This window comes from Streptomyces sp. NPDC001381, assembly GCF_042895685.1.
GTDB lineage: Bacteria > Actinomycetota > Actinomycetes > Streptomycetales > Streptomycetaceae > Streptomyces.
This window is the reverse complement of the sequence record NZ_JBIAWO010000006.1, coordinates 227,157-249,405: the sequence shown is the minus strand read 5'-3', so window position 1 is coordinate 249,405 and position 22,249 is coordinate 227,157. Positions and strand designations below refer to the sequence as shown.

The 22,249-nt window shown below is 72.7% G+C and carries 16 protein-coding genes and 2 pseudogenes; 12 read left to right on the top strand and 6 right to left on the bottom strand.

Going from position 1 to position 22,249, the window contains the following annotated elements; genetic code table 11:
• Positions 1 to 245: 245 nt before the first annotated feature.
• From ACFY2L_RS27040 to ACFY2L_RS27025, 4 genes are all read left to right on the top strand, one after another.
• On the top strand, positions 246 to 3,218 hold the full coding sequence (locus tag ACFY2L_RS27040) for a carbohydrate binding domain-containing protein (RefSeq protein WP_390823668.1): 2,973 nt from the start codon (positions 246 to 248) through the stop codon (positions 3,216 to 3,218).
• Positions 3,219 to 3,453: 235 nt separating this feature from the next.
• The gene (locus ACFY2L_RS27035; RefSeq protein WP_390661600.1) at positions 3,454 to 3,915 is read left to right on the top strand and encodes an SsgA family sporulation/cell division regulator; all 462 of its coding nucleotides are present in this window, start codon (positions 3,454 to 3,456) and stop codon (positions 3,913 to 3,915) included.
• Positions 3,916 to 4,235: 320 nt separating this feature from the next.
• Complete coding sequence (locus ACFY2L_RS27030) at positions 4,236 to 5,054, top strand: class I SAM-dependent methyltransferase (protein WP_390823667.1); 819 nt, start codon at positions 4,236 to 4,238, stop codon at positions 5,052 to 5,054.
• Positions 5,055 to 5,195: 141 nt separating this feature from the next.
• Entirely contained in the window at positions 5,196 to 6,338 is a 1,143-nt protein-coding gene (locus ACFY2L_RS27025) for an FAD-dependent oxidoreductase (RefSeq protein WP_390823666.1), read from the top strand.
• Between the two features lie 125 nt (positions 6,339 to 6,463).
• On the opposite strand, the gene ACFY2L_RS27020 is transcribed toward ACFY2L_RS27025, so the two are convergent.
• The 3 genes from ACFY2L_RS27020 to ACFY2L_RS27010 form a co-directional block, all read right to left on the bottom strand.
• On the bottom strand, positions 6,464 to 6,826 hold the full coding sequence (locus ACFY2L_RS27020; protein WP_390661603.1) for a MazG-like family protein: 363 nt from the start codon (positions 6,824 to 6,826) through the stop codon (positions 6,464 to 6,466).
• Positions 6,827 to 7,169: 343 nt separating this feature from the next.
• Complete coding sequence (locus ACFY2L_RS27015) at positions 7,170 to 7,505, bottom strand: hypothetical protein (RefSeq protein WP_390823665.1); 336 nt, start codon at positions 7,503 to 7,505, stop codon at positions 7,170 to 7,172.
• Between the two features lie 233 nt (positions 7,506 to 7,738).
• Positions 7,739 to 9,220, bottom strand: a complete 1,482-nt coding sequence (locus tag ACFY2L_RS27010; RefSeq protein WP_390823664.1) for an MFS transporter — start codon at positions 9,218 to 9,220, stop codon at positions 7,739 to 7,741.
• Positions 9,221 to 9,465: 245 nt separating this feature from the next.
• Between ACFY2L_RS27010 and ACFY2L_RS27005 the strand changes: the two genes are divergently transcribed.
• The 4 genes from ACFY2L_RS27005 to ACFY2L_RS26990 all read left to right on the top strand — a co-directional run bounded on the left by ACFY2L_RS27005 (position 9,466) and on the right by ACFY2L_RS26990 (position 14,250).
• A complete protein-coding gene (locus ACFY2L_RS27005) occupies positions 9,466 to 10,089 on the top strand; it encodes a TetR/AcrR family transcriptional regulator (protein ID WP_390661606.1) in 624 nt (207 codons plus the stop codon).
• A 232-nt stretch (positions 10,090 to 10,321) separates the two neighbouring features.
• A complete protein-coding gene (locus ACFY2L_RS27000; RefSeq protein WP_390823663.1) occupies positions 10,322 to 12,619 on the top strand; it encodes a family 78 glycoside hydrolase catalytic domain in 2,298 nt (765 codons plus the stop codon).
• A 76-nt stretch (positions 12,620 to 12,695) separates the two neighbouring features.
• Complete coding sequence (locus tag ACFY2L_RS26995; protein WP_390823662.1) at positions 12,696 to 13,949, top strand: family 1 glycosylhydrolase; 1,254 nt, start codon at positions 12,696 to 12,698, stop codon at positions 13,947 to 13,949.
• 124 nt (positions 13,950 to 14,073) lie between these two features.
• Entirely contained in the window at positions 14,074 to 14,250 is a 177-nt protein-coding gene (locus ACFY2L_RS26990; protein ID WP_390661609.1) for a hypothetical protein, read from the top strand.
• Between the two features lie 55 nt (positions 14,251 to 14,305).
• Here the strand turns inward: ACFY2L_RS26990 and ACFY2L_RS26985 are convergent, their stop codons facing one another.
• Positions 14,306 to 14,776: an Lrp/AsnC family transcriptional regulator gene (locus ACFY2L_RS26985; RefSeq protein WP_390823661.1), complete on the bottom strand. Its 471-nt coding sequence runs from the start codon at positions 14,774 to 14,776 to the stop codon at positions 14,306 to 14,308.
• A 101-nt stretch (positions 14,777 to 14,877) separates the two neighbouring features.
• On the opposite strand from ACFY2L_RS26985, the gene ACFY2L_RS26980 reads away from it, so the two are divergent.
• From ACFY2L_RS26980 to ACFY2L_RS26965, 4 genes are all read left to right on the top strand, one after another.
• Positions 14,878 to 16,269: a pyridoxal phosphate-dependent decarboxylase family protein gene (locus tag ACFY2L_RS26980; protein WP_390823660.1), complete on the top strand. Its 1,392-nt coding sequence runs from the start codon at positions 14,878 to 14,880 to the stop codon at positions 16,267 to 16,269.
• 330 nt (positions 16,270 to 16,599) lie between these two features.
• On the top strand, positions 16,600 to 19,314 hold the full coding sequence (locus ACFY2L_RS26975; protein WP_390823659.1) for a CHAT domain-containing protein: 2,715 nt from the start codon (positions 16,600 to 16,602) through the stop codon (positions 19,312 to 19,314).
• A 55-nt stretch (positions 19,315 to 19,369) separates the two neighbouring features.
• Positions 19,370 to 19,579, top strand: coding sequence for a hypothetical protein (locus tag ACFY2L_RS26970; protein ID WP_390661613.1), 210 nt, complete (start codon positions 19,370 to 19,372; stop codon positions 19,577 to 19,579).
• A 6-nt stretch (positions 19,580 to 19,585) separates the two neighbouring features.
• Positions 19,586 to 20,239: a DUF6338 family protein gene (locus ACFY2L_RS26965; RefSeq protein ID WP_390823658.1), complete on the top strand. Its 654-nt coding sequence runs from the start codon at positions 19,586 to 19,588 to the stop codon at positions 20,237 to 20,239.
• Between the two features lie 69 nt (positions 20,240 to 20,308).
• Here ACFY2L_RS26965 and ACFY2L_RS26960 read toward each other — a convergent pair.
• Both ACFY2L_RS26960 and ACFY2L_RS26955 read right to left on the bottom strand, forming a co-directional pair.
• Positions 20,309 to 20,365 (bottom strand): annotated as a pseudogene (locus ACFY2L_RS26960) (hypothetical protein); the annotation flags it as partial.
• Between the two features lie 286 nt (positions 20,366 to 20,651).
• Positions 20,652 to 21,333, bottom strand: a pseudogene (locus ACFY2L_RS26955) (MFS transporter); the annotation flags it as partial.
• Positions 21,334 to 22,249 lie beyond the last annotated feature (916 nt).

The following is a 22,249-nucleotide window of genomic DNA, read 5'->3' as shown; positions in this document are numbered from 1 at the left end:
CTTTCAGAAAGGTGATGCAGCGCAGGCGCGGGCACGGAGGACCCGAGGCGGGTGGAGGTCTCCGCCGGCCCCGCTCCCATGGCACCGCCCCCCGGCAAAGCACCTTCCCCCCGCATGGCACCCCCCGACTGCCCCGCACCCCCCGACTGCCACCCCGCACGGAACCCCCGCATGGCACCCCCCACATGCCCCCCCACATGGCACCCCCCCACATGGCACCCTCCCCACCCCATCTGGAGCCGCGCATGAGACGCCGCCGCTCCCTCGCCCAGCCCTGGGCGGCCGGAGCCCTCGCCGCAGCGACACTCGTCCTGCCCCTCACCCTCCCCACCGCGCCCGCGGCCGCCGCCGACTCGGCGTCGGCCACCGCCAACTCGGCCACCGTCTTCTACTACACGAGGACGAAGAACTGGTCGGACCACTACCTCCACTACGCCCCCGACGGCGGGTCGTGGACCACCGTGCCCGGCACGCGCATGGAGACCGCGTGCACCGACTGGGTGAAACTGACGGTCGATCTGGGCTCCGCCGCCGGGCTCCAGGCCACCTTCACCGACGGAAGCGGAGCCTGGGACAACAACGGAGGCCAGAACTACGCCCTCGGCACCGGGGACATCACCGTCAAGGACGGCGTCGTGGCGCACAGCGACCCGTGCGCCGGCTCCGGCGAGAGCGGCACCGGCAACGAGGCGACCGTCTACTACTCGGCCGAGACCCTCGGCTGGACCACCGTGAACCTCCACTACGCCCCCGCCGGAGGCTCCTGGACCACCGTGCCCGGCGTGGGCATGGCGGCCGCCTGCACCGGCTGGTGGAAGAAGTCCGTCGACCTCGGCGCCGCGACCTCGCTGAAGGCCGCCTTCAACAACGGCAACGGGGTCTGGGACAACAACAACAGCTCGGACTACACCATCGGGACCGGGACGAGCACGGTGAAGAACAACACCGTGACCGCGAACGCGAAGGACCCGTGCGCCGCCGCGGAACCCGACACCGAGGCGCCCAGCGTCCCGGCCAACGTCCGGGCGAGCGCGGCCGGCACCTCCGTGGTGCTGTCCTGGGACGCCGCCACCGACGACACCGGCGTCACCAGGTACCAGGTGACCCGCACCGGCGGCACCCAGGGCACGTCGGTCGTCGGCGTCGGTTCCACCGTCTGGTCCGACACGGGTCTGGAGGAGGACACCGCCTACAGCTACACGGTCAAGGCCGTGGACGCGGCGGGCAACACCTCGGCCGCCTCCGCCGCGGCCACGGCGACGACCGGGAAGAAGCCGGCCACCCCCGCCGCCGGCACCCCGCTGGGCACGGACCCGCGCAAGGACCCGATCTACTTCGTCATGACCGCCCGCTTCCACGACGGCGACAGCGGCAACGACCGCGGCGGCAGCCAGCACACCAAATCCGGCAACGCGGCGAACAACGACCCCATGTTCCGCGGCGACTTCAAGGGCCTGGTCGAACGCCTCGACTACATCAAGGCCCTCGGCTTCTCGGCCGTCTGGATCACCCCGGTCGTCCTCAACCGCTCGGACTACGACTACCACGGCTACCACGGCTACGACTTCTACAAGGTCGACCCACGGCTGGAGTCCGCCGGCGCCACCTACCAGGATCTGATCAACGCCGCCCACGCCAAGGGCATGAAGATCTACCAGGACGTCGTCTACAACCACAGTTCCCGCTGGGGCGCCAAGGGCCTGTTCACCCCGACCGTCTACGGCGTGAGGGACAGCCAGTGGAGCTGGTACTACGACGAGAAGAACGAAGCCTTCGAGTACGACGGCCTCACCGTCGAGACCAAGTCCGGCAAGTCGTACTACAACGGCGACCTCTGGTCCACCGCCGAGCCGTCCGGCAACACCTGCCTCAACTGGGGCAAGCCCACGGGCGGGAAGAGCGCCGAGGGCTACACCCTCTACAACTGCCAGTGGCCCAGCCCCACCTCCGGCATGTTCCCCAGGAGCTACTACCACCAGTGCTGGATCGGCAACTGGGAAGGCGAGGACGCCCGTTCGTGCTGGCTGCACGAGGACCTGGCCGACTTCAACACCGAGAACACCCAGGTGCAGAACTACCTCATCGGGGCCTACGACAAGTACATCGACATGGGTGTCGACGGCTTCCGGGTCGACACGGCCGTCCACATCCCGCGGGTGACCTGGAACCGCCGCTTCCTGCCCGCGATCCAGGAACGCGTCACCCAGAAGTTCGGGGCCGGGGCAGCGAGCAACTTCTTCGTCTTCGGCGAGGTCGCCGCGTTCGTCAACGACAAGTGGAACCGCGGCTCGGTCAACCACTCCGCCCAGTTCTACACATGGAAGGAACGCAAGGAGTACAGCACCGACGACGAGACGGCCGCCATCGAGCAGTACACCTACGAGAACAACCTCGGCACCGGCAACCAGCCGACGTCCACCAACGCCTTCCTCGACGGCAACACCTACCACATCCCGGACCACAGCAGGTTCTCCGGGATGAACATCATCGACATGCGCATGCACATGAACTTCAGTGACGCGCAGAACGCCTACAACAACGGCAAGGACTCCGACGACAGCGTCAACGACGCCACCTACAACGTCGTCTACGTCGACAGCCACGACTACGGCCCCAACAAGTCGAGCACCCGCTACAGCGGAGGCACCGACGCCTGGGCCGAGAACATGTCGCTGATGTGGACCTTCCGCGGCATCCCGACCCTCTTCTACGGCTCGGAGATCGAGTTCCAGAAGGGCAAGCAGATCGACTGCGGCCCGACCTGCCCGCTCGCCACGACCGGTCGTGCCTACTACGGCGACCACCTGGCCGGCTCGGTCACGGCGTCCGACTTCGGCACGGTGGCCTCCGCCGGCGGCCAGGTCGCCACGACGCTCGCCCAGCCCCTGGTGAAGCACCTGCAGCGGCTGAACCAGATCCGTCGGGCGGTCCCGGCCCTCCAGACGGGCCAGTACTCCACGGAGGGCATCTCGGGCGGCATGGCCTTCAAGCGGCGCTACACCAGCGGTGGCACCGACAGTTTCGCGCTCGTCACCGTCACCGGCGCGGCGACCTACTCCGGCATCCCCGACGGCACCTACCGGGACGCGGTGACCGGAGACGTGAAGACCGTCTCGAACGGTTCCCTGAGCGTCGCGGCGCCGGGCAAGGGCAACCTGCGGGTGTACGTCCTCGACGGTCCCGGAAAGATCGGGGCGGACGGCCCTTACCTGAAGTAGCAGATCTGAGCGCAGCGGGAGAGCACGCGCCCGCGTCGCCCGGCGCGCCGGGCGGGGCCCTGCCGGCTCTGCCCGGCCCGGCACCGCACGGGGCCGACGCTCCCGGACCCGCACGCTCCTCGCGGCGCCGGTCCCGGCGGACCGGAACGCATCCGCCCGGCGTCCCCGCCCGGAAGTGGCACGGGGGCTTACGCCACCTGGCGGAGCCCGCGGTCACCTGTCCCGGGAGGCACCCGTGCACCGACCGTCCCACCAGCCGAGAGGCGGACCGCCCGACGGCCGGCACGAACGGCTCCGCCTCGATCTGACCGTCCTCGTGCTCGTCAGCACCGCCGAGGCCCTGACCACCGGCGCCCGTTTCCACTACGACCCCGCCGACCCCCTCGCCGTGCACATGGAGTTCCCCGGCACCCCCGAACCCTCCCCGCCCTGGGCGCTCTCCCGCGACGTGCTGTACGCGGGCCTGCGCGCACCGTCCGGTGAGGGAGGCGTCCGCGTGTGGCCGCCGTGCCGCTGCCACGGCACCACCACCGTCCGCATCCTGCTGCGCGGCAGGCACGCCACCGCCGTCCTCTACGTGCCGGCCGCCGAGCTCCGCGACTGGCTGGACGCGACCTTCACCGCCGTACCCGCCGGCACGGAGGGCACCCACCTGCGCTGGGACGACGTCCTCGACCGGATACGACGGTCACGGTGAGAGACGCCGGCGGACCCCCGGGCCCGCCCACAACCCGCGCTCCCGGCATCCCTCACGTCGGCACCACCGGAACGTCGGCACCACCGGAACGTCGGCACCACCGGAACGTCGGCACCACCGGAACGTCGGCACCTCCGGAGACCGAGCCCACCCGAAGCGACAGCCCCCGGGCCCGAACGGCTCACGCGCGGGCGCGCCTCGGCCGTGCGGGCTGCCGCCGACGGAGAATCGGGTCGGGCGGCGGCCCGCCCCGGGCCGGTCGCCCCGTACCACTCCACCGCGTGAAGAGGTCCGGCCATGAACCATCCGACGAGCGTGACGTGACCGACGCCCCGCGCGGGGACGCGCCGGCCGGCGGCCGCTACGGCGAGGCCGTCTTCCGTCCCGAACAGGCCGGCGAGAGCGAGCGCATCGACTTCGGCGCCCTCGCCTACGACGACATCACCATGGCGCGGCTGCGGGCCCTAGGCGCCGGCCCGGGATGGCGCTGCCTCGACGTGGGCGCCGGAACGGGCACCATCTCCCGCCGGCTGCTGCAGGAGGCCGGGGTGGCGAGCGTCCTCGCCGTGGACCGCGACGTGCGTTTTCTCGCCGAGCGGCCGGCACCCGGGCTCGACGTGCTGGAGGCCGACATCGCCGCCCCCGACTTCGCCCCCGGCCGGTTCCGGCTGGTCCACGCGCGCTTCGTGCTGATGCACCTGCCCGAACGCGACCGTCTGATCGCGACGCTGGCCGCACTCGTCGCGCCCGGTGGTGTCCTGGTGCTCAGCGACGCGGTCGACCTCACCAACGACCGCACGCCCGGCACGCCGTACACCGGGGCGATGCGCGCGATGTGGCAGGGGCTGCGGTCGAGCATCGGCACCGATGTCTCGTGGGTGCCGGCCTACCCGCACCTGCTGCGCGGGGCGGGGCTCATGCCCGTCGCCGCCGAGATCCATGTGCCACCGCTGCTGCCGGGAAGTCCCCTCAGCAGCTTCTGGGCGGACACCTGGGAGCGGAGCAGAGCGGCGATGCTCGCCACCGGCCTGATCGACGACGCCGGCGTCGACGAAGCGATCGGCTACCTGCGGTCCGACGAGTGCGCCGCCCTGTCGGCCGGAATGCTCACGGCCTGGGGCTGGAAGCCGAAGCCGTAGGAGGTCCCGCGCAGCCGCGCTGTCGGTCACCTGTCGGGGCTGTCGGGCGGATGTCGGCTCCTTGTCGGCGAGGGCCTGGAACCTTGCCACGGATCCTGCCGGGTGCCCATCCGGCAGACGTGCCCCAGGCAAGGAATCACCATGACCACTCACGTCACGATCATCGGCGCCGGGCTCGGAGGACTCACTCTCGCCCGCGTTCTCCACGTCCACGGCATCCCGGCCACGGTCTACGAGGCGGAGGACTCCCCGACGGCGCGCGGGCAGGGCGGGATGCTCGACATCCACGACGACACCGGCCGGCCGGCCCTGGAGGCGGCGGACCTGGCGGACGAGTTCCGCGGCCTCGTCCTGGAGGGCCGCCAGGCGATACGGGTCCTCGACCGGGAGGGGACCGTCCTGTTCGACCGACCCGACGACGGCACGGGCGGTCGCCCCGAGGTGCAGCGCGGCGAGCTGCGACAGATCCTGCTCGACTCGCTCCCGCCCGGCACCGTCCGGTGGGGCCACAAGGTCAGCCGTACCCGTGCCGTCGGTGAGGGCCGCCACGAGGTGACGTTCGCCGACGGCACCACCGCCGTCACCAGTCTGCTGGTCGGCGCGGACGGCGCGTGGTCACGGGTCCGGCCGCTGCTCTCCACCGCGACCCCCGAGTACGCGGGCCGGTCGTTCGTCGAGACCTGTCTGTCCGACGGCGACGCCCGCCACCCGGCCGCGGCGAAGGCGGTCGGCGGCGGGTCGCTGCTCGCGCTCGCGCCGGGCAAGGGGATCCAGGCGCACCGCGAGAGGGGCGGCACGCTGCACACCTACGTGGCGCTCACCGAGCCGCTGGACTGGTTCACCGCCATCGACTTCACCGATGCCGCCGCGGCCACCGCCCGCATCGCGCGGGAGTTCGACGGCTGGGCGCCGGAGCTCACCGCGCTGATCACCGACAGCGACACCCCGCCGGTCTGGCGCCCCCTCCACACCCTGCCGGTCGGCCACCGGTGGGATCGGGTTCCCGGGGTGACCCTGGTGGGCGACGCCGCCCACCTCTCGGTGCCGAACGGCGAAGGCGCCAACCTGGCCATGTACGACGGCGCCGAACTCGGCAAGGCCGTCGCCGCGCACCCCGGCGACCTCGAAGCCGCCCTCGGCGCGTACGAGCGGGCCATGTTCCCCCGCGGTGCCGTGGCCGCCGCGGAAGGCACCCGGCTCCATGAATTCCTCTACGGCGACGACGCCCCCCACGGCCTGATCACCGTGTTCAAGGGATTCGGGGAGCGGACCTCCCGCGCGTGACGTGGTGCTCGCGGGCGCGGGCCCGGGGGTCCGTTCCCCGCCCGCGAGCTCGGCCTCGCCGCGCGCTGCCGGTCACTGGTCCGGTGGTCCGGCATGAGCCTCGGTGGGGGACGGGCGGCAGCCGCTCACGCCGGTTCCGCCGGGTCAGGGAGTGCCGTGGGACCCGCGGGAAGGAACTTCGCCGACTTGGCGGTCAGGTGCCGGTCGAGGTACTCCGCGGCGTCGTCGGGGCGCATGCGGGCCAGTGCCACCAGTGCCGTGATGGCCACGTCCGCGACTTCCGCATGCGCGTCGTCCCACGGCGAGGTCCCCTTCCGGGGGTTGGTCCCACGGGCTCCGATGACCGCTTGGGACGCTTCCCCGGTCTCCTCGGCGATCTTGAGGACCTGCAGGCTCCACTGCTCCTCCGGAGCCAGGCCGAGAGCGGTGTCGTGAGCGTCGAAGCGCCGGGCGAGCCGGGTGATGGTGTCCCAGGGGATGTCGGGCACGGGGTGGTGTCTCCTTCAGGGGCCAGAGGTTGCCTGCGGGCGAGGCGGGCCAGGGCGATCCGCAGGTCACCAGGTGCCTCCCGCGCTCGTCAGGCACTCCGTTCCCCCTCGCCTGGACGACCCGACCCCGGATCCCCAACTATGGCTCACGCGCGGCATGTCCGGCCGGGATTGCCCGGATCGAGGCCCCGCCCAGGCGTCGTTCGCGGTCGCAGGCGCGGATCTGCTCGGCCGACGGTGAGGTGGTCGGCGCCGGGTTCCTCGTCGCCGCCGAGGTGGTGTGCACCTGCGCCCGCGTGGTGGCCGGGCGCTCGGGGTGCCGGATGCCGCGCAGGGCGTCCGGTCAGTGCGGATGGGCCGCCGCTGTCTTCTGCAGCTCCACCGCCGCCAGCAGGCTCAGTGTGGGCTCCGCCTGGCGTAGTGCCTTGACCGCCGCGACCGAGGCCACATCTCCCGTGAAGCCGACGGCGGCGAGCCGGCCACGGACCCAGCGGGCGCGCAGCCGGGCGTCGGTGTCGGTGGCCGTGGAAGCGATCAGGGCCGCGGCGCGTTCCAGGCCCGGGCGCTCCTCGGGCGTGGCCTCGGCCAAGGCCTCCCGCAGCGCCGCCCCCATCACGTCCGCGTCCCGGATCGTCAGCACGACGCTGTGCCTGCTGCTCGGTTTGCCGATACCCATCATGCGGATCATCGTGACCGCGAAGTACGCGGCCGGCCAAGCGACTTGAGGAAGCTCAGAGGCTCGACGGGCCGCGCCGGGGGCCATGGGGCGCCCCGCCCGGGCGACGACGACTCCGTACCGCTCCGTACCGCGAGGCGATGAGCGGGCAAGGACCGAGCGGCGATGCCGAGACGGGTGGAGGCCTGCCCGCGGAGGCGGGCGGGCCTCCGCGGGCAGGGGATGCGCGGCCGGGGTCAGGCGGGCTGTACGTCGGCCGGGACGTCGTCGTCCGAAGGGTCGTGCAGCGGGGGGATCAACAGGGAGAGCACCAGGGCCGCGAGGGTGACGAGGGCGCCGAGCCAGAAGATCCAGGAGTAGCCGGTGTCGAGGTAGAAGGCGGTGCCGTCGAGGACGGTGCTGTCCGCGGCCAGGACGGCGTAGGCGCCGGCGGTGACGATGGCGCCGAACAGGCTGATGAGCATGTTCAGCATGCCGCTGCCCAGGCCCTGCTCGTCGCGTGAGACCACGCCGACCACGAGCGCCGGAGCCCCGGCGACGACGACGCCGGCACCGACGTTGGCGATGCAGGAGGTGACGATGAGCTCGATCTCGTTGCTGTGGTAGAAGCCGACGAGCGCGTAGCCGAGAGCCATCACCACCAGGCCCGCGCACCAGATCCGGCGGGCGTCGAAGTGCCGCAGGTAGCGGCTGACGAGCAGGCCGGTGCCGAACATGACCAGGTTCCAGCTGACACTGACGACCGCGTTGTGGTGGGCCGTCCAGCCCAGCCCGGCCGAGACGCCCGGGATGTGCGGGTAGAGGGCCAGCAGGATGGCGAGGCCGGGCATGGTGAAGGCGACCGTCTGGGCGAGGCCGCCGGCGGTCAGGGCGAGGGCCACGGGGCGGCGGCGCAGGACCTCGAGGTCCAGGATGGGGTTCGGGCTGGAGCGCTCGATGAACAGGAAGGCGATCAGGGCGACGGCTCCCGCGCCCAGCCAGCCGAGTGTGCGCAGGTCCGCCCAGCCCCAGCTCTGCCCCTGGCCGACCGCGTAGACCACGGCCGTCAGACCGCCGCCGAGGACCAGTCCGCCGGGCCAGTCGAAGCGGGAGCCGAAGGCGTGCCGGGGCGTCTCGGGGACCAGCAGGGCGATGAGCGCGCAGGCGACGGCGGTGGCGGCGGCGAGGAACCAGAGGGCTCCGCGGTAGCCCCAGTTGTCGACCAGCCAGCCCGCCAGGAACGGGGAGACGAGGGCGACCAGGCCGACGCTGCTGCCCATGATGCCGCTGGCCTGCTTGACCAGCCGGGGCGGGAAGAGGTCCCGTACCGCTGCGAAGGACAGGGCGCCGAACGGGCCGTAGCAGCCGGCGATCGCCCGGCCCGCCAGCACGAGCCAGAAGCTGCCGGCCAGGGCTGCCAGCATCTCGCCGAGTGCGCCCAGGGCCGTCATGGCGAGCATGACGCGCCTCTTGCCGTACAGGTCGCCCGCCTTGATCACGAACGGGGTGAGGAGCGTGGAGACCAGGGTCAGGGTGAGGCCGAACCACACGACCTGGGTGGTGTGGAAGGCCTGTGCGACGCCTGCCGTGGCGTTGGCGCCGAGGATGCCGCCCGCGGCCAGCAACTGGGTCGGCCAGGCGAGCGCGATGAGCAGCAGGACGAGGCGGGGCGTCCACCGCCCGTCCGTCCGGGTGCGGGCTGCGAGGTCGACTGAGGGGCTTGATGACATCGGCGTCATGCCAGCCCTCCTTTCACGGAGGTGCCGAGAGAGATGGGAGCCGGGGGGTGGCACGCAGGAGAGGGCCGGCGTAACACGTCGCTCACGTGGACGTGACGGCGCGGCAACCCGTCATCGCGTGACGTCGATGATGACCCGAACACCTAGTGCCCGCTAGGTTTCGGAAAGGTGACCCACCTCACACGGACTTCTGCCGGGTGGTCGGGGCCGCTCGCCGCCGCCGGTCCCACCGGTACTGTTCTGGCATGGCGACACCCAGGGGGCCGCGCGGCCACTACACGGCAGGACTGGCGCGGCGTACGCAGATCCTGGAGGCGGCGCTGCTGCGCTTCGGCCGGGACGGCTACCGCAAGACCTCCCTCGCCCGCATCGCGCGCGACGCCGAGATCACCGATGCCGGGCTGCTGCACCACTTCCGCGACAAGCAGCAGCTGCTCCTGGCGGTGGTCGAGTACTGGCACGAACGTATGGACGTCCGGTGGGAGCGGGTCTCGGACTCGGTGCGCGACGCCTTCCGCTGCCACCTGGAGGACACGGCCGAGACCCTCGCGATGCCCGGCATGGTCGAGCTGGCCGTGGTCCTCGGCGCCGAGGCCACCGCGCCCGACCATCCGGCCCACGGTCACTTCACCGCCTGGCAGGAGAAGGGCGTCAAGGAGCTCGCCGACCGGTTGCGGGCCGGCAGCCTCAAGGGTGAACTGCGGGACGGTCTCGACTGCGAGGCCCTGGCCCGTGAGTGTGTCGCCATGGACGCGGGTCTGATGCATCAGTGGCTGGCCGGTGGGCGTTGCTTCGATCTCGTCGCCGTGATGCGCGGCCACCTCGACCGCCTCATGCGGGCCGTTTCCGCCGACGGGCAGGGGCTTTAGTCCGCGGATGTCTCCGGCCGGCGCCGGAGGCGAGGTCGAGGTGCCCTTGGGGGCGGGTGGCCGGTGCCGAGCCCGGCCGGTCTTCAACCGCCCGTGATTGTCATGTGCATAACATCATTGCCGCGGTCGGGCGCGCCCGCGTGTCACACGTCACACACACGAACACCTAGTATTCACTAGGCATTGGCCGCATGATCGTGGCTGCCCACCCCCGGCGCTGAGAAAGGCCGCCATGCACCACCCGTGGACCGCACATGTCGTCACCCCCCACCCCGCCGCCCCCGCTCCCACCGCGGGAGCTCGCCCGGCCACACTGCTGCGCGGCGAGTTCACCGCCCGCGCCACCGTGCGCTCTGCCCGTCTCCTGGTGACCGCCCTGGGCGTCTACGAGATGGAGGTCAACGGCACCGTGGCCGGCGACCACGTCCTCGCTCCCGGCTGGACGAGCTACCGCCACCGCCACCGCTACCAGACCTTCGACGTCACCACCCTGGTCCGCGAAGGCCGCAACGCATGGGGCGCCCACCTCGCCGACGGCTGGTACCGCGGCCTGCTCGGATTCAACGGCGGCACCCGCGACATCTACGGCGAGCGCACCGGACTCCTCGCCGAGCTGCACATCGACTACGCCGACGGCTCCACCGAGGTCGTCACCACCGACGACGGCTGGCGCTGGAGCCCGGGCCCGATCCTGGCGACCGGACTGTACGAGGGCGAGGAGTACGACGCCCGTCAGGAACGGGCCGGCTTCACCCGGCCGGGCTTCGACGACTCGGCATGGCAGCCGGTCGCCGTCCTGGACTTCGACACCGCCGTCCTCTTCCCGGCCGACAGCCCGCCGGTGCGCCGTGTCGAGCACATCGCGCCCGTCGCGGTGACCACCTCACCGACCGGCCGGACGATCCTCGACTTCGGCCAGAACCTCGTCGGCCGGCTGCGCGTCCGCGTCCGGGGCGAGGCCGGCCACACCCTCACCCTGCGCCACGCCGAGGTCCTGGAAGACGGCGAGCTGTGCACCCGCCCGCTGCGCCACGCCACCGCGACCGACCGCTACGTCCTGAGCGGCGACCCGGCAGGTGAGGAGTGGGAACCCCGCTTCACCTTCCACGGCTTCCGCTACGCCGAGGTCGGGAACTGGCCCGGCCGGCTGGACCCCGCCGACGTCACCGCCGTCGTCCTGCACAGCGACCTGCGCCGCACGGGCTGGTTCTCCTGCTCCGACGACTCCCTCGACCGCATGCACGAGAACGTGGTGTGGGGGATGCGCGGCAACTTCGTGGACGTACCCACCGACTGTCCGCAACGCGACGAGCGCCTCGGGTGGACCGGGGACGTCCAGGTCTTCGCCCCCACCGCCGCCTTCCTCTACGACGTCCGTGGCTTCCTGCGCTCCTGGCTGCGCGACCTCGCCGCGGACCAGGGCGACGACGAGCGGCGCGTGCCCCCGGTGTTCAGCCCCGACATCCCGGTGATCACCCCGGTGCCCATCCCGCCCGGCAACCCGCCGATGGCCGGCTGGTGCGACGCCGCCGTCATCGTGCCCTGGGTCCTGTACGAGCGGTACGGCGACACCGAGGTGCTGCGCGAGCAGTACCCCTCGATGCGTGGCTGGGTCGACGCGGTCGACGGCCTCGCCGGCCCGGCCCGGATCTGGGGCGAGGGCTTCCAGTTCGGCGACTGGCTGGACCCGAGCGCCCCGGCGGACGACCCCGGCCGCGCCATGACGTCGTCCGCCCTGGTCGCCACGGCGTACTTCGCCCGCTCCGCACGGCTGCTGGCCAGGACCGCCGAAGTCCTGGACGAAGCGACGGACGCCCGTCGTTACCACGCCCTGGCCGACTCCGTCCGCGACGCCTTCCGCGACCGCTTCCACAGCGGCGGCGGACGTCTCACCGAGCAGACGCAGACCGCCTACGCGCTCGCGCTGTCCTTCCGGCTGCTGGAGGACCCCGCCGAGCGGGCCGGAGCCGGACGCCACCTGGCCGGCCTGGTGGCCGGCCGCGGCCACCGCATCGGCACCGGCTTCCTCGGCACGCCCCTGGTGTGCGACGCGCTGACCGACACCGGTCACGTCGACGCCGCCTACCGGCTGCTGATGCAGCGCTCCTGCCCCTCCTGGCTCTACCAGGTCGACATGGGCGCCACCACCGTGTGGGAACGCTGGGACAGCATGCTGCCCGACGGGAGCGTCAACCCCGGCGAGATGACCTCCTTCAACCACTACGCGCTCGGGGCGGTCGCCGACTGGATCCATCGCACCGTCGCCGGTCTGGCGCCGGCCGAACCGGGCTACCGGCGCCTGCTCGTGCGCCCCCGCCCCGGTGGCGGACTCACCTGGGCCCGGGCAGGGCACGACACCCCCTTCGGGCGGGCCGAGTGCGGCTGGAGCCGTGAGGGAGGCACGCTGCACGTCGACCTCCTCGTGCCGCCCCAGGTCACCGCACTCGTCGACCTGCCGGGCACCGAGCCCGTCGAGGCCGGACCCGGCCGGCACTCCTTCCGCGTCCCGTATCCCGCACCCACCCGCTGACGACCGCTCGCCGGGCCCGTACCCCCGGCGACCCCACGCACCGCCCACCCCTCACCGGCTCAGTCAAGGAGCACCCATGACCCACCTCGGCCTGCCCGACACCTTCCTGTGGGGCGTCGCGACCGCGGGGCACCAGAACGAGGGCGACAACAGCGCCAGCGACACCTGGTTCCTGGAGCACACCACCCCCTCCCTGTTCCGCGAGCCGAGCGGACCGGCGTGCCGGGGCTACCAGCAGTGGGAGACCGATCTGGACCTGGCCGCCGGACTCGGACTCAACGCCTTCCGCTTCTCCGTCGAATGGGCCCGCGTCGAACCCGAGCGCGGTGTCGTCTCCGCCGAGGCACTCGACCACTACGAACGCAAGGTCGACGGCTGCCTCGAGCGCGGACTCGCGCCCCTCGTGACGTTCAATCACTTCACCGCACCCCACTGGTTCGCGGCAGCCGGGTCCTGGACCGCCGCCGACGCCCCGGCACGGTTCGCCGAACAGTGCGACCGCGTCATGGCACGCTTCGGCGACCGCATCGCCTACGCCGTCACCCTCAACGAACCCAACCTCGAACAGCTCCTGCAGGCGGGCGCGAAGCTGCCGCCCGAGGCGGAGACGCTCAAGGCGCGGATGCTCGCCGCCGCCGCGGCCGCCGCGGGGAGCGACACCTACGCCAGCGCGAACGTCATCCCCGCCCACCGGCAGGATGAGTTCCAGGCGGCGTTCACCCGAGCCCACCGCGCCGCCCGCGACGCGATCAAGGCCCGCCGCGGCGACCTGCCCGTCGGCGTCTCCATCGCCATCGCCGACGAAGTGGCGGTCCCGGGCGGCGAGGAACGCCGCGACGCCAAGCGCGCGGCCGTGTACGACCACTGGCTGCGCGAGGCGCGCGACGACGACTTCATCGGCGTGCAGAACTACGAGCGCATCGTCCACGGCCCCGACGGCGAGGTGCATGTCGACGGTGAGCTCAACGGCATGGGCACCGTCATCGAACCCGACTCCCTCGCCGGCGCGGTGCGCTACGCCCACGAGGTGGCGCGGGTACCGGTCCTGGTGACCGAACACGGCATCCAGACCCCGCACGACGCACAGCGCGCCGCCTTCATCCCCGCGGCCCTGCGCGGCCTCGCGGCCCAGGTCCACTCCGGCACGCCCGTCCTCGGCTACTGCCACTGGACCCTCATGGACAACTTCGAGTGGATCTTCGGCTACGGCGCTCAGCTCGGCCTCCACGAGGTCGACCGCGCGACGTTCCGACGCCGCCCGAAGCCGAGCGCCCGAGCGTACGCGGACGCGGTGAAGAGCTACCGGGGGGCCCTCTCACGGACGGCCTGAGGCAGGTCCGCCCCCTTGGTCCGGGCCCTGCAGCCGTGCTCGGAGGCGTACGGGCCGAGGAGCCGGGGCAACCGGACTCCACACGGTGCGAGGGCCGCACCTGCCGAAGGGACGGACACACTCCATGCTGGCGATCATCTCTGCGATTCTGTTCTTCTTCGCCTTTCTGATCAACGCGGCCGAGATCTCCACGAACGACACGTTCACCTCGACCAACGTGATGCTGCTCGGTCTCATGGTGCTGGCCCTGCACGGGGCGGGCGTCGGCAGCGGATGGTCGATGCGCGGCCGCAGGCGGTGACGTCCGGTCCATGGAGCGGACGTGGTGGTGAGGTGACGGGACGGTGCGGTCGGTCTCACTGGCCGGCGTGCCGTTCCAGCAGTCGCCGGACGCTGAGCGGCTGGACCTCCTGCAGGACGATGGCGGTGTTGGACCGGACCACTCCGGGCACTTCCAGCAGGCTGTTGGTGATGCGGTGCAGGTCGTCGGTGTCCCGGGCGACGACGCGGGCGAGCAGGTCCGCGTCGCCGGTGGTCACGAGCAGCTCGACGACCTCGGGGATGCGGGAGATCCCCTCGTGGGTGGGCTGCCCCACGCGCTGACTGATCGACAGCGTGATCAGGGCCAGCAGCGGATAACCCACGGCGGCGGGGCTGAGGCGCCGGCTGGGTTCCCCCAGCCGGCCGCTCTCCTCGAGTCGCTTCAGCCGGCTCTGCACGGTGTTGCGGGCGAGGCCGAGCCGGTCGGCCAGAGCCACCGTGGTGGCCTGCGGGTCGGCGTCGAGCGCCAGGAGGATACGGGCGTCGACGGGGTCCACGTTTCGCATGATGCTCAGTATGCCATCGATCCGGAGAATGGTATTGAGCATTATGCGCAAGAAAATAGCTGGATATTGCGCATCCTGATCGGTCTTTCTAGGTTCCGACCATGCAGAAAGCGCAACGCGATGACATCGCAGTGAACGGCGTCCCCCTCGCCGACGGCCGGGTGTGGGGCGACGAGGACGAGGTCGTGGCGGCGGCCGTGCACTACGCCTGGCAGCGGCTGAAGGAGGCTCCCGACCCGGTGTCGGCAGCCCGGCCGGCCGCCGACCTGGCCCGGGCGGCCGGCACGGCCGTCACCGCCCGGGGCATCGGCGCCACCGCCGCCCTCGAACTGTTCGACCAGGTCCTGGCGCCCGCCACCCGCGCCCAGAGTGGCCCGATGAACCTCGCCTACATCCCGGCGGCCCCGACCCGTGCCGCACTCGCCTTCGAAGCGGTCACCGGGGCGGCCAACATCTTCGCGGGCACCTGGGAGGCCGGAGCGGGCGCCATCCACGCGGAGAACGAGGCGCTCGCATGGCTCACCCGGCTGCTCGGATGGCCCGCCACCGCCGCCGGATGCTTCGTCAGCGGCGGCACCACGGGCAACCTCTCGGCCCTCGTCACGGCCCGTGCCGCTGCCGCCGCCTCGCGGCCCCGCCCGGTGGACGGCTGGAAGGTCGTGTGCGCCGAGAGCGCGCACTCCTCGATCAGCTCCGCCGCGCGCGCCATGGACGCCGAGGTGGTCACCGCGCCGCTGGACCGGCACGGGCACCTCACCGGAGCCGCCGTGCACGCCGTCCTCGACGCCACCGACGGAGTCTTCGCCGTGGTGGCGACCGCGGGGACCACGAACGCCGGCCTGGTCGACGACCTCGACTCCATCGCCGACGCCTGTCGACGCCACGGCGTGTGGCTGCACGTCGACGGCGCCTACGGCGGGGCCGGCCTGGCCGCCGCCAGCGTGCGGCACCGCTACCACGGCATCGAACGCGCCGACAGCTTCGTGGTCGATCCCCACAAATGGCTGTTCGCACCGTACGACTGCTGCGCCCTGCTCTACCGGGACCCCGCACCGGCACGCGCCGCGCACAGCCAGTCGGCGCACTACCTCGACGCCATCGACCGCGACGTCCACAACCCCGCGGACCTGGCCCTCCACCTCAGCCGCCGCGCCCGCGGCCTGCCGTTCTGGTTCAGCCTGGCCGTCCACGGCACCGACCGGTACGCGACCGCCGTCGAACAGACCCTGACGACCAGCCGGCAGGTCGCCGACGCCGTACGAGCCGCCGACCACCTCCGCCTGGTGACCGAACCCGAGCTGTCCGTCGTCCTGTTCGAACGGCCGGGATGGAACGCGCAGGACTACGCGCAATGGTCCGCGCGAGCCGCCGCGACAGGAACCATCCTGTGCGTGCCCACCCGGTGGAACGGCGCGACGGTCCTGCGCATGGCCTTCGTCAACCCCGAAACCCGTGCGCAGGAGGTGATCGAGGTGCTGCAGACCCTTCGCTAGCGCCGTGACCGCGTGAGGCGCCGGGCATCCGACGGGGACCGCCGCCGGTTGCGCACGGGCACTCGCCGTGCGTGCGAGGGATGCCGTGCGCAGCACCGCGCTCCGCGGGGCACACGGCGCCAGGAGGGGAGCGCGCGCTGCCGCGCCGTGCGCTCCGGCGGCTCCCGGCGACGGTTCCCCTCACGGGCACGGCGGTCGTACGGTGGTCGCCCGGTTCGGTCCTGCAGAGCTGAACAGACGGATCCTCCAGGGGACCTGGCAGGCACGGGGGGACATCCGGTGGACCGTCGGCGCCGGATGCCGGGAACACCGGGGGGACTTCGGGGGCACATGGTGGAACTCCACGACCTCGCCACGCGCTTCTTCGAACTGCGGGCGCAGTACTGGCAGGCGGCTGACGCGGGACAGCCGACCGGCCGGCTCTTCCAGGAGCTGACCGCCCTGGGACGACGGCTCCTGGCGGTGCTGGACCGGCCCGGCGGCGGCGCACCCGGCCCGGTGCGGACGAGCGACATCGCGGGCGTCCTTCTGGACGCCTACGGCCGTGAGCCGACCACCCACCAGGGCCGAGCCCTTACCTACCGGCAGGTGAAGGAGCACTGGGCGCAGGCCGAGGAGGTCACGCCCCACGCCGCCCCGGACCACCTGCGCAACTTCCTGGCGGACAGGGCCCAGTACGAGCTTCAGGAGGGCCGGGTCAGCGAGGCCCTGGCGCTCGTGGACCAGGCCACGCGCCTGCCGGAGGGGCCTTCCCGGCCACAGCCCGGTACCCCGCCCGCCCCGTACGGCGACCTGCGGGTGCTGCGGGCCGAGGCGCTGTACCGGCTGTACGACGCCGAGACCGCCCTGGAGGTGCTGGCACCGCTGGAGAGAGAACTCGCGGCTGTCCTCCCGGACGGGCCGATCGACGCGGGCGACCCCGTGGCGATGCGCCCCCTCGCGGCCCACCTCGCGCGCGGCGGTACCGGACCGGCGACGGCCGCCCGGCTGCTCCAGGCGTCCACCGTCTATTTCCGGCTGCTGGATGTGAAAGCCGGCGCGCTGCGGGACACCGGCCGGCCGGAGGAGGCCGAGCAGGCGTATCTGAGGGGCATGCCGCTGTACACGGCGTCCGGTCTGCCGGAAGCGGGACTGCTGCAGCTGGCCCGCTGCGCGCTCGACCGCGGCGCGGTGGCGGAGGCACACCGGCGGCTGGATCTGGCCGCCCCGCTGTTCGAGGACGAGGACGCCCACGCCGCAGACCGGAGCTCGATGCGGGCCCAGCTGCGGTCGGTGCGCGGCGCCGCATACTGCCGTATGCGTGCCGAGGCGGCCCGGCTGTCGAAGGCGGACGGGTGGTGGGAACAGGCGCTGCACTGGTGCGACCGCGGGGCGCGCCACACGGCCGGCCATCCCGACGACTCCCTCGCGGCCGGCCTGCACGCCGAGCGTGCGCGGACCCACCGCCACCGTGCGGACCGCGCCGGTGCGGCGCGCGCCTATCACGAGATGGCCCTCGCCCTCGACCGGGTGCTGCGCGTGCCGCTCGGCCACCGCTTCGACACGCTGCACCTGCGCTTTCGCCGGCCGTTGCTCGACGAGGCGCTGGCCTTCGCCGTGGAGACCGGCGACGCACGGCTGGGCGCCGTCGTCACCGATCTGCTCAAGGCCCGCGCCTTCGCGGCTCGGCTCTCCCTGGCCCGCTCGGACGCGCGGAGCGGATCGGACGCCTCGTCCGACATCACCGGACAGGACGCACGGACCGGAGCGGACCACGCCGCGTTCGCCGAACTGACCGAACGGATCGCGGACACCGAGCGACACGGCTCTCCGAAGGAAGCCGACCGGATACGCGTCGAGCGAGCCGAGCTGCTCACCCGAATCCGTGCGACCGATCCCCGCTGGCACCTCATCAGGGACGACCCGCCCTTCGACCCGGACCGGCTCACCCGCTTCCTGGCCTCCTACGGCACCGCGGCCCCGGGCAGCAATCCCGGCCGCTGCGTGGCCCTGAGCCTGTACGAACGCCCCGACGGCATCCTGGCCCTGCTGGCCAGGCCGGACGGCACGCTCGACACGGGCGTCCGCCGGCTGGAGAAGGGCACCCTCGACGCGCTGGAGGCACACCGGCGCGCACTCCACGAGAACGGCGCCCGCCTGGACTTCTGGGGTCGCCACGGCATCGGTCTCGCCGACCTGATCCCCCCGGCCTTCGCCGACGAGATCGCGGACAGCGGCACGTGTCTGCTGTCCCCGCACGGACGCCTGCACGCCCTGCCCTGGACGGTCGTCCGCCACCACGACCGCCATGTGATCCGGGGAACGGCCCTCGGCATCGTCCCCAACCTGTCCTGCGTACCGCTTCTGGACCACCGCCCCGACGGACCGGTCCGTGCCACACTGCTGGGCGTCGACCAGCAGCCCGACGGAGAGCCGCTCCCAGAGGTGTCGCGGGCGGTGCACCGCCTGTCCCGGTTCCTGGGAGAGCACCGGCTGCGCCAGGAACCGGTCACCGGCCGCCACGCCACAGCCGCGACGCTGCGGGGCCTGCTGAACTCCGGGCCGCCCGTCCACGGCCGTACGGACGTGCTCCAGATCATCACCCACGGTCTGCCCGCCCCCGACGCGCCCTTCGGCGCCGGCGTGCAGATGGCCGACGACCTGCTCGAAACAGGCGAAGTCCTCATGAGCCGGATGTGCTTCCAGGAGGTGCTGCTCATCGCGTGCGGCACCGGACTGCGCGCCACGGCGGACCGCAGCGGCGGGCACGGGGCGCTCGCCGGTCCGGCACCCCGGACGCCGCACCCCCTCGAACTGGCGGGTGACGTCGCCAACGCACTGGTCCACGCCTTCCACGAGGCGGGCGCGGGCTTCGTCCTGGCCAGCCCCTTCCCGATGTGGTCGAGGGCGGCGATCCACCACAGCTCCCGGTGGATCTACCACCGCTGCCGGGGCAGCGCCCCGCTCGAAGCCGCCCGAGGGGCCGCAGTGGAACTGCTGGACACGGACGACTCACCTGAGCAGACCGACAAGTGGGCCGGCCTGACGGCCTATGGAGCAAGGTGACCACCACCCCCCGGAGTACGACGAGGACGCTCGACGACGAGCGGGAAGGACGACGATGACGGACGAGACGGAGCCGCGGCCGCCATCACCGGCGCTCCCGGCCGAAGAGGACGCCGAGGCGCTGGCGGACCTGCTGGGCGAGGACACGGAACCGGGCGAGGACCGCCCCCTGGGCGTCGTCAAAGGCCGGTACCAGCCCGTCGACCGCCGCCGCCCCGCCCCACCCTCCCCGCCGGCCCCGCCCACACCCCCACCCGCCGGGTGACCGTCCATGCCCTCCAGCCTCGCCGGAGTCGTGGCCCTGCTGTACGCGGCCGTCCCCGGCTATCTCTACCTCGTCCGCTACGAGCGGCACGGCCTGCGCGAACGCCCGGGCGCCGCACGGGAGATCGCCGAACTGTTCACGGTCGGCACTTTCGCGACACTGGCCTCGGCGGCGGGCGTCCTGGCCCTCGCCGAGCACCTGCCGGGCCTCGCCCCGCTCGACGGCGCCCTGTCCGGAACGGCCTACGCCCGCTCCCATGCCTGGGACCTCGTGCGGTCCGGCCTGCTCGTCCTCACCCTCAGCACGCTCACCTGCATCGTGCTGGGGGAGCTGCGCGGCCGCCGCAGTGGCGCGAGCAGCTGGTCCACCGCGCCCGGTACCGTGTGGGCCGAACTCCTCAAGCCCCGGCGCAGCGAGGCCGATCCCGAGGTGCGGGTGCTGATGGACGACGGCACACTGGTGTACGGCCGCGGACACATGGTCTCCGACGAGCGGGGCACGGACGACCGCGACATCGCACTGCACCACCCCATCTCGATCCGCGGCCCCGGCGAGGACCGCCCGCAGCCCTCGGACGCGGACTACGTCATCGTCCCCGGAGGACTCATACGCCTCATCGAGATCACCGCGGTCTTCGTGGATCCCCTCCCGGGGGACTGAGTGGACCGCAATGCGGATGTCCTTGAGGACGACGTCGGGGCGGAGTTCGGCGGCCATCCGGACCGCCTCGGCCCCGTGCCCGGCCTCGCCGACCGGCGTCAGGCCGGGGGTGCCTTCCAGGAGCATGCGGCACCCCATGCGTTGGAGGGGCTGGTCGTCGGCGATCAGCACGGTGGTCATGGCAGAGGCTCTCCCGATGCCGGCAAGGTGGCGCAAAGGGGACGTCGAGCACGACGTCCACGATCCAGCCGGGCCCGGCGTCGCGGGGTACGGCGGTGACGTCACCGCCGTACATGGCCGCCGGCCTCATGGGTTTCGATCACGGGCGGGACCCTTTCGCCTCGGGCACCGCGGTACCACTCGGGCCGCACCTGTGCCGGCCCGGTCGGGGCCGTCGCGGGCCCGTCAGGGGTCACATGTGGACGACGGGCGCCGCGTCGGGGTCGGTGGCCGGGACGCCGCGGCGGCAGAGCAGGACGCTGATGACCAGGCCGGCGGCGAAGAAGGCGGCGGACCACCAGTAGGCGGTGGAGTAGCCCTCCAGGCCGGCCTGGGCGAGGACCATCGGGTCCTCGGGGTTCCTGCCGTCGAGGTAGTTGGTGACGGCGGTGGTGGAGAGGGTGTTGAGGAGGGCGGTGCCCAGGGAGCCGCCGACCTGCTGCATGGTGTTGACGGCGGCGGAGGCGACGCCGGAGTCCTCGGCGCCCACGCCGGCCGTGGCCAGGCTCATCGCCGGGGACATCACCAGGCCGAGACCGAGGCCCGCCACGATCAGCGGCGGCAGGATGTCGGTGACGTAGCCGCTGGTCAGGTCCAGGCCGGTGAGCCAGAACATGCCGGCGGCCGCGATGCCCATGCCGAGTGGCACCACCGGCTTGGGGCCGAACCGCGGGACGAGCACGGTGGAGGCGAGGGTGGAGGCGATCATGAGCCCGGCGGCCATGGGCAGGAAGGCCAGGCCGGTCCAACATGCCGGCGCCGATGATCAGGACGGAGACGAAGGAGGCGCCGCGGTTGCGGTCGAGCAGGACCCGCAGCGGCAGCAGGGGGTGGGTGGAGCGGGTCTGCCACCAGGTGAACACGGCGAGCAGGATCGGCGATGTCCACCGCCGCCTGCCGGCGGGCGGACTGACAGCGGACTCCCCGTCAATTCCCAGCTTTCTCCCCGCGTTTCCCCTGGCGCGCCGGTCAGAGTCGACCCCGGCGCACCACGAGGGCGTGGGCGCGACCGGGCGCCGCCCCACCGACCCCCACCGCTCGAGGACTCCATGACGCACACCAGCAGCAGTCCGTCCACGGCCCGGCGTTCACCGCCGGCGTCGCGGGCCGACGTCCCTGGCTCGACCGCCACGTACACGCCGACCGTCGAGATCGTCATCCCCGTCATGACGAGGAACGGGCTCCGCCCGGCTGCATCCGCGCCCCCCACGCCCGACCGCGTGACCAGGTGCCGTACCCCTGGCGGATCACCGTGGCGGACGACACCGGCGTCGTGCGTGCGCAGGCCGTCGTCGCAGCCGGAGATCAGCTCGCGACGCGGGCCGCGCACGGTGCGGGCGCCGGGGGCGAGGCGGCTGCCGACGGCGAGGTCGCGGTGACCGCCGGCCGGCGGGGCGACCAGCGGGAGCGGTCCGTCCGGGCCGGTGGACGGGCCGACGCCCATGTGGACGACGATGCCGGCGTCGCTCATGCCCCGGGCGGTGCGCGGTGCGAGGCCCCGGCCCTCGCGCTCCAGGTGGAGGACGCCGAGGCCGGGCAGTTCCCCGGACCGTTCGCGGCCCACGGCGAGGGCGCGATCGTGCCCGCGTCCCGGTGCCCCGCCGCCCCGTACCCGCCGCCGGACACCCGGACGCCGTCCTGGCCCCAGACGTCGGCCGCTCCCCACCCGGCCGCCAGACCGGCCGACCCGTGCTCATCGGCATCGCCTTGCCCGCCGGGCGTGCCCTCCCGTACGGGTTCCCGCGCGGCTGGTGGCAGCCGGCCGCGGCCGACTTCGGCACGCTCCTCGTG

What these genes read in the sequence shown, in the direction of transcription:
- ACFY2L_RS27040 (WP_390823668.1), top strand. Translation starts at nt 246, where the DNA reads ATGAGACGCCGCCGCTCCCTCGCCCAGCCCTGGGCGGCCGGAGCCCTC.
- ACFY2L_RS27025 (WP_390823666.1), top strand. Translation starts at nt 5,196, where the DNA reads ATGACCACTCACGTCACGATCATCGGCGCCGGGCTCGGAGGACTCACT.
- ACFY2L_RS27015 (WP_390823665.1), bottom strand. Translation starts at nt 7,505, where the DNA reads ATGATGGGTATCGGCAAACCGAGCAGCAGGCACAGCGTCGTGCTGACG.
- ACFY2L_RS27010 (WP_390823664.1), bottom strand. Translation starts at nt 9,220, where the DNA reads ATGACGCCGATGTCATCAAGCCCCTCAGTCGACCTCGCAGCCCGCACC.
- ACFY2L_RS27005 (WP_390661606.1), top strand. Translation starts at nt 9,466, where the DNA reads ATGGCGACACCCAGGGGGCCGCGCGGCCACTACACGGCAGGACTGGCG.
- ACFY2L_RS27000 (WP_390823663.1), top strand. Translation starts at nt 10,322, where the DNA reads ATGCACCACCCGTGGACCGCACATGTCGTCACCCCCCACCCCGCCGCC.
- ACFY2L_RS26995 (WP_390823662.1), top strand. Translation starts at nt 12,696, where the DNA reads ATGACCCACCTCGGCCTGCCCGACACCTTCCTGTGGGGCGTCGCGACC.
- ACFY2L_RS26990 (WP_390661609.1), top strand. Translation starts at nt 14,074, where the DNA reads ATGCTGGCGATCATCTCTGCGATTCTGTTCTTCTTCGCCTTTCTGATC.
- ACFY2L_RS26985 (WP_390823661.1), bottom strand. Translation starts at nt 14,776, where the DNA reads ATGCGAAACGTGGACCCCGTCGACGCCCGTATCCTCCTGGCGCTCGAC.
- ACFY2L_RS26980 (WP_390823660.1), top strand. Translation starts at nt 14,878, where the DNA reads ATGCAGAAAGCGCAACGCGATGACATCGCAGTGAACGGCGTCCCCCTC.
- ACFY2L_RS26975 (WP_390823659.1), top strand. Translation starts at nt 16,600, where the DNA reads ATGGTGGAACTCCACGACCTCGCCACGCGCTTCTTCGAACTGCGGGCG.
- ACFY2L_RS26970 (WP_390661613.1), top strand. Translation starts at nt 19,370, where the DNA reads ATGACGGACGAGACGGAGCCGCGGCCGCCATCACCGGCGCTCCCGGCC.
- ACFY2L_RS26965 (WP_390823658.1), top strand. Translation starts at nt 19,586, where the DNA reads ATGCCCTCCAGCCTCGCCGGAGTCGTGGCCCTGCTGTACGCGGCCGTC.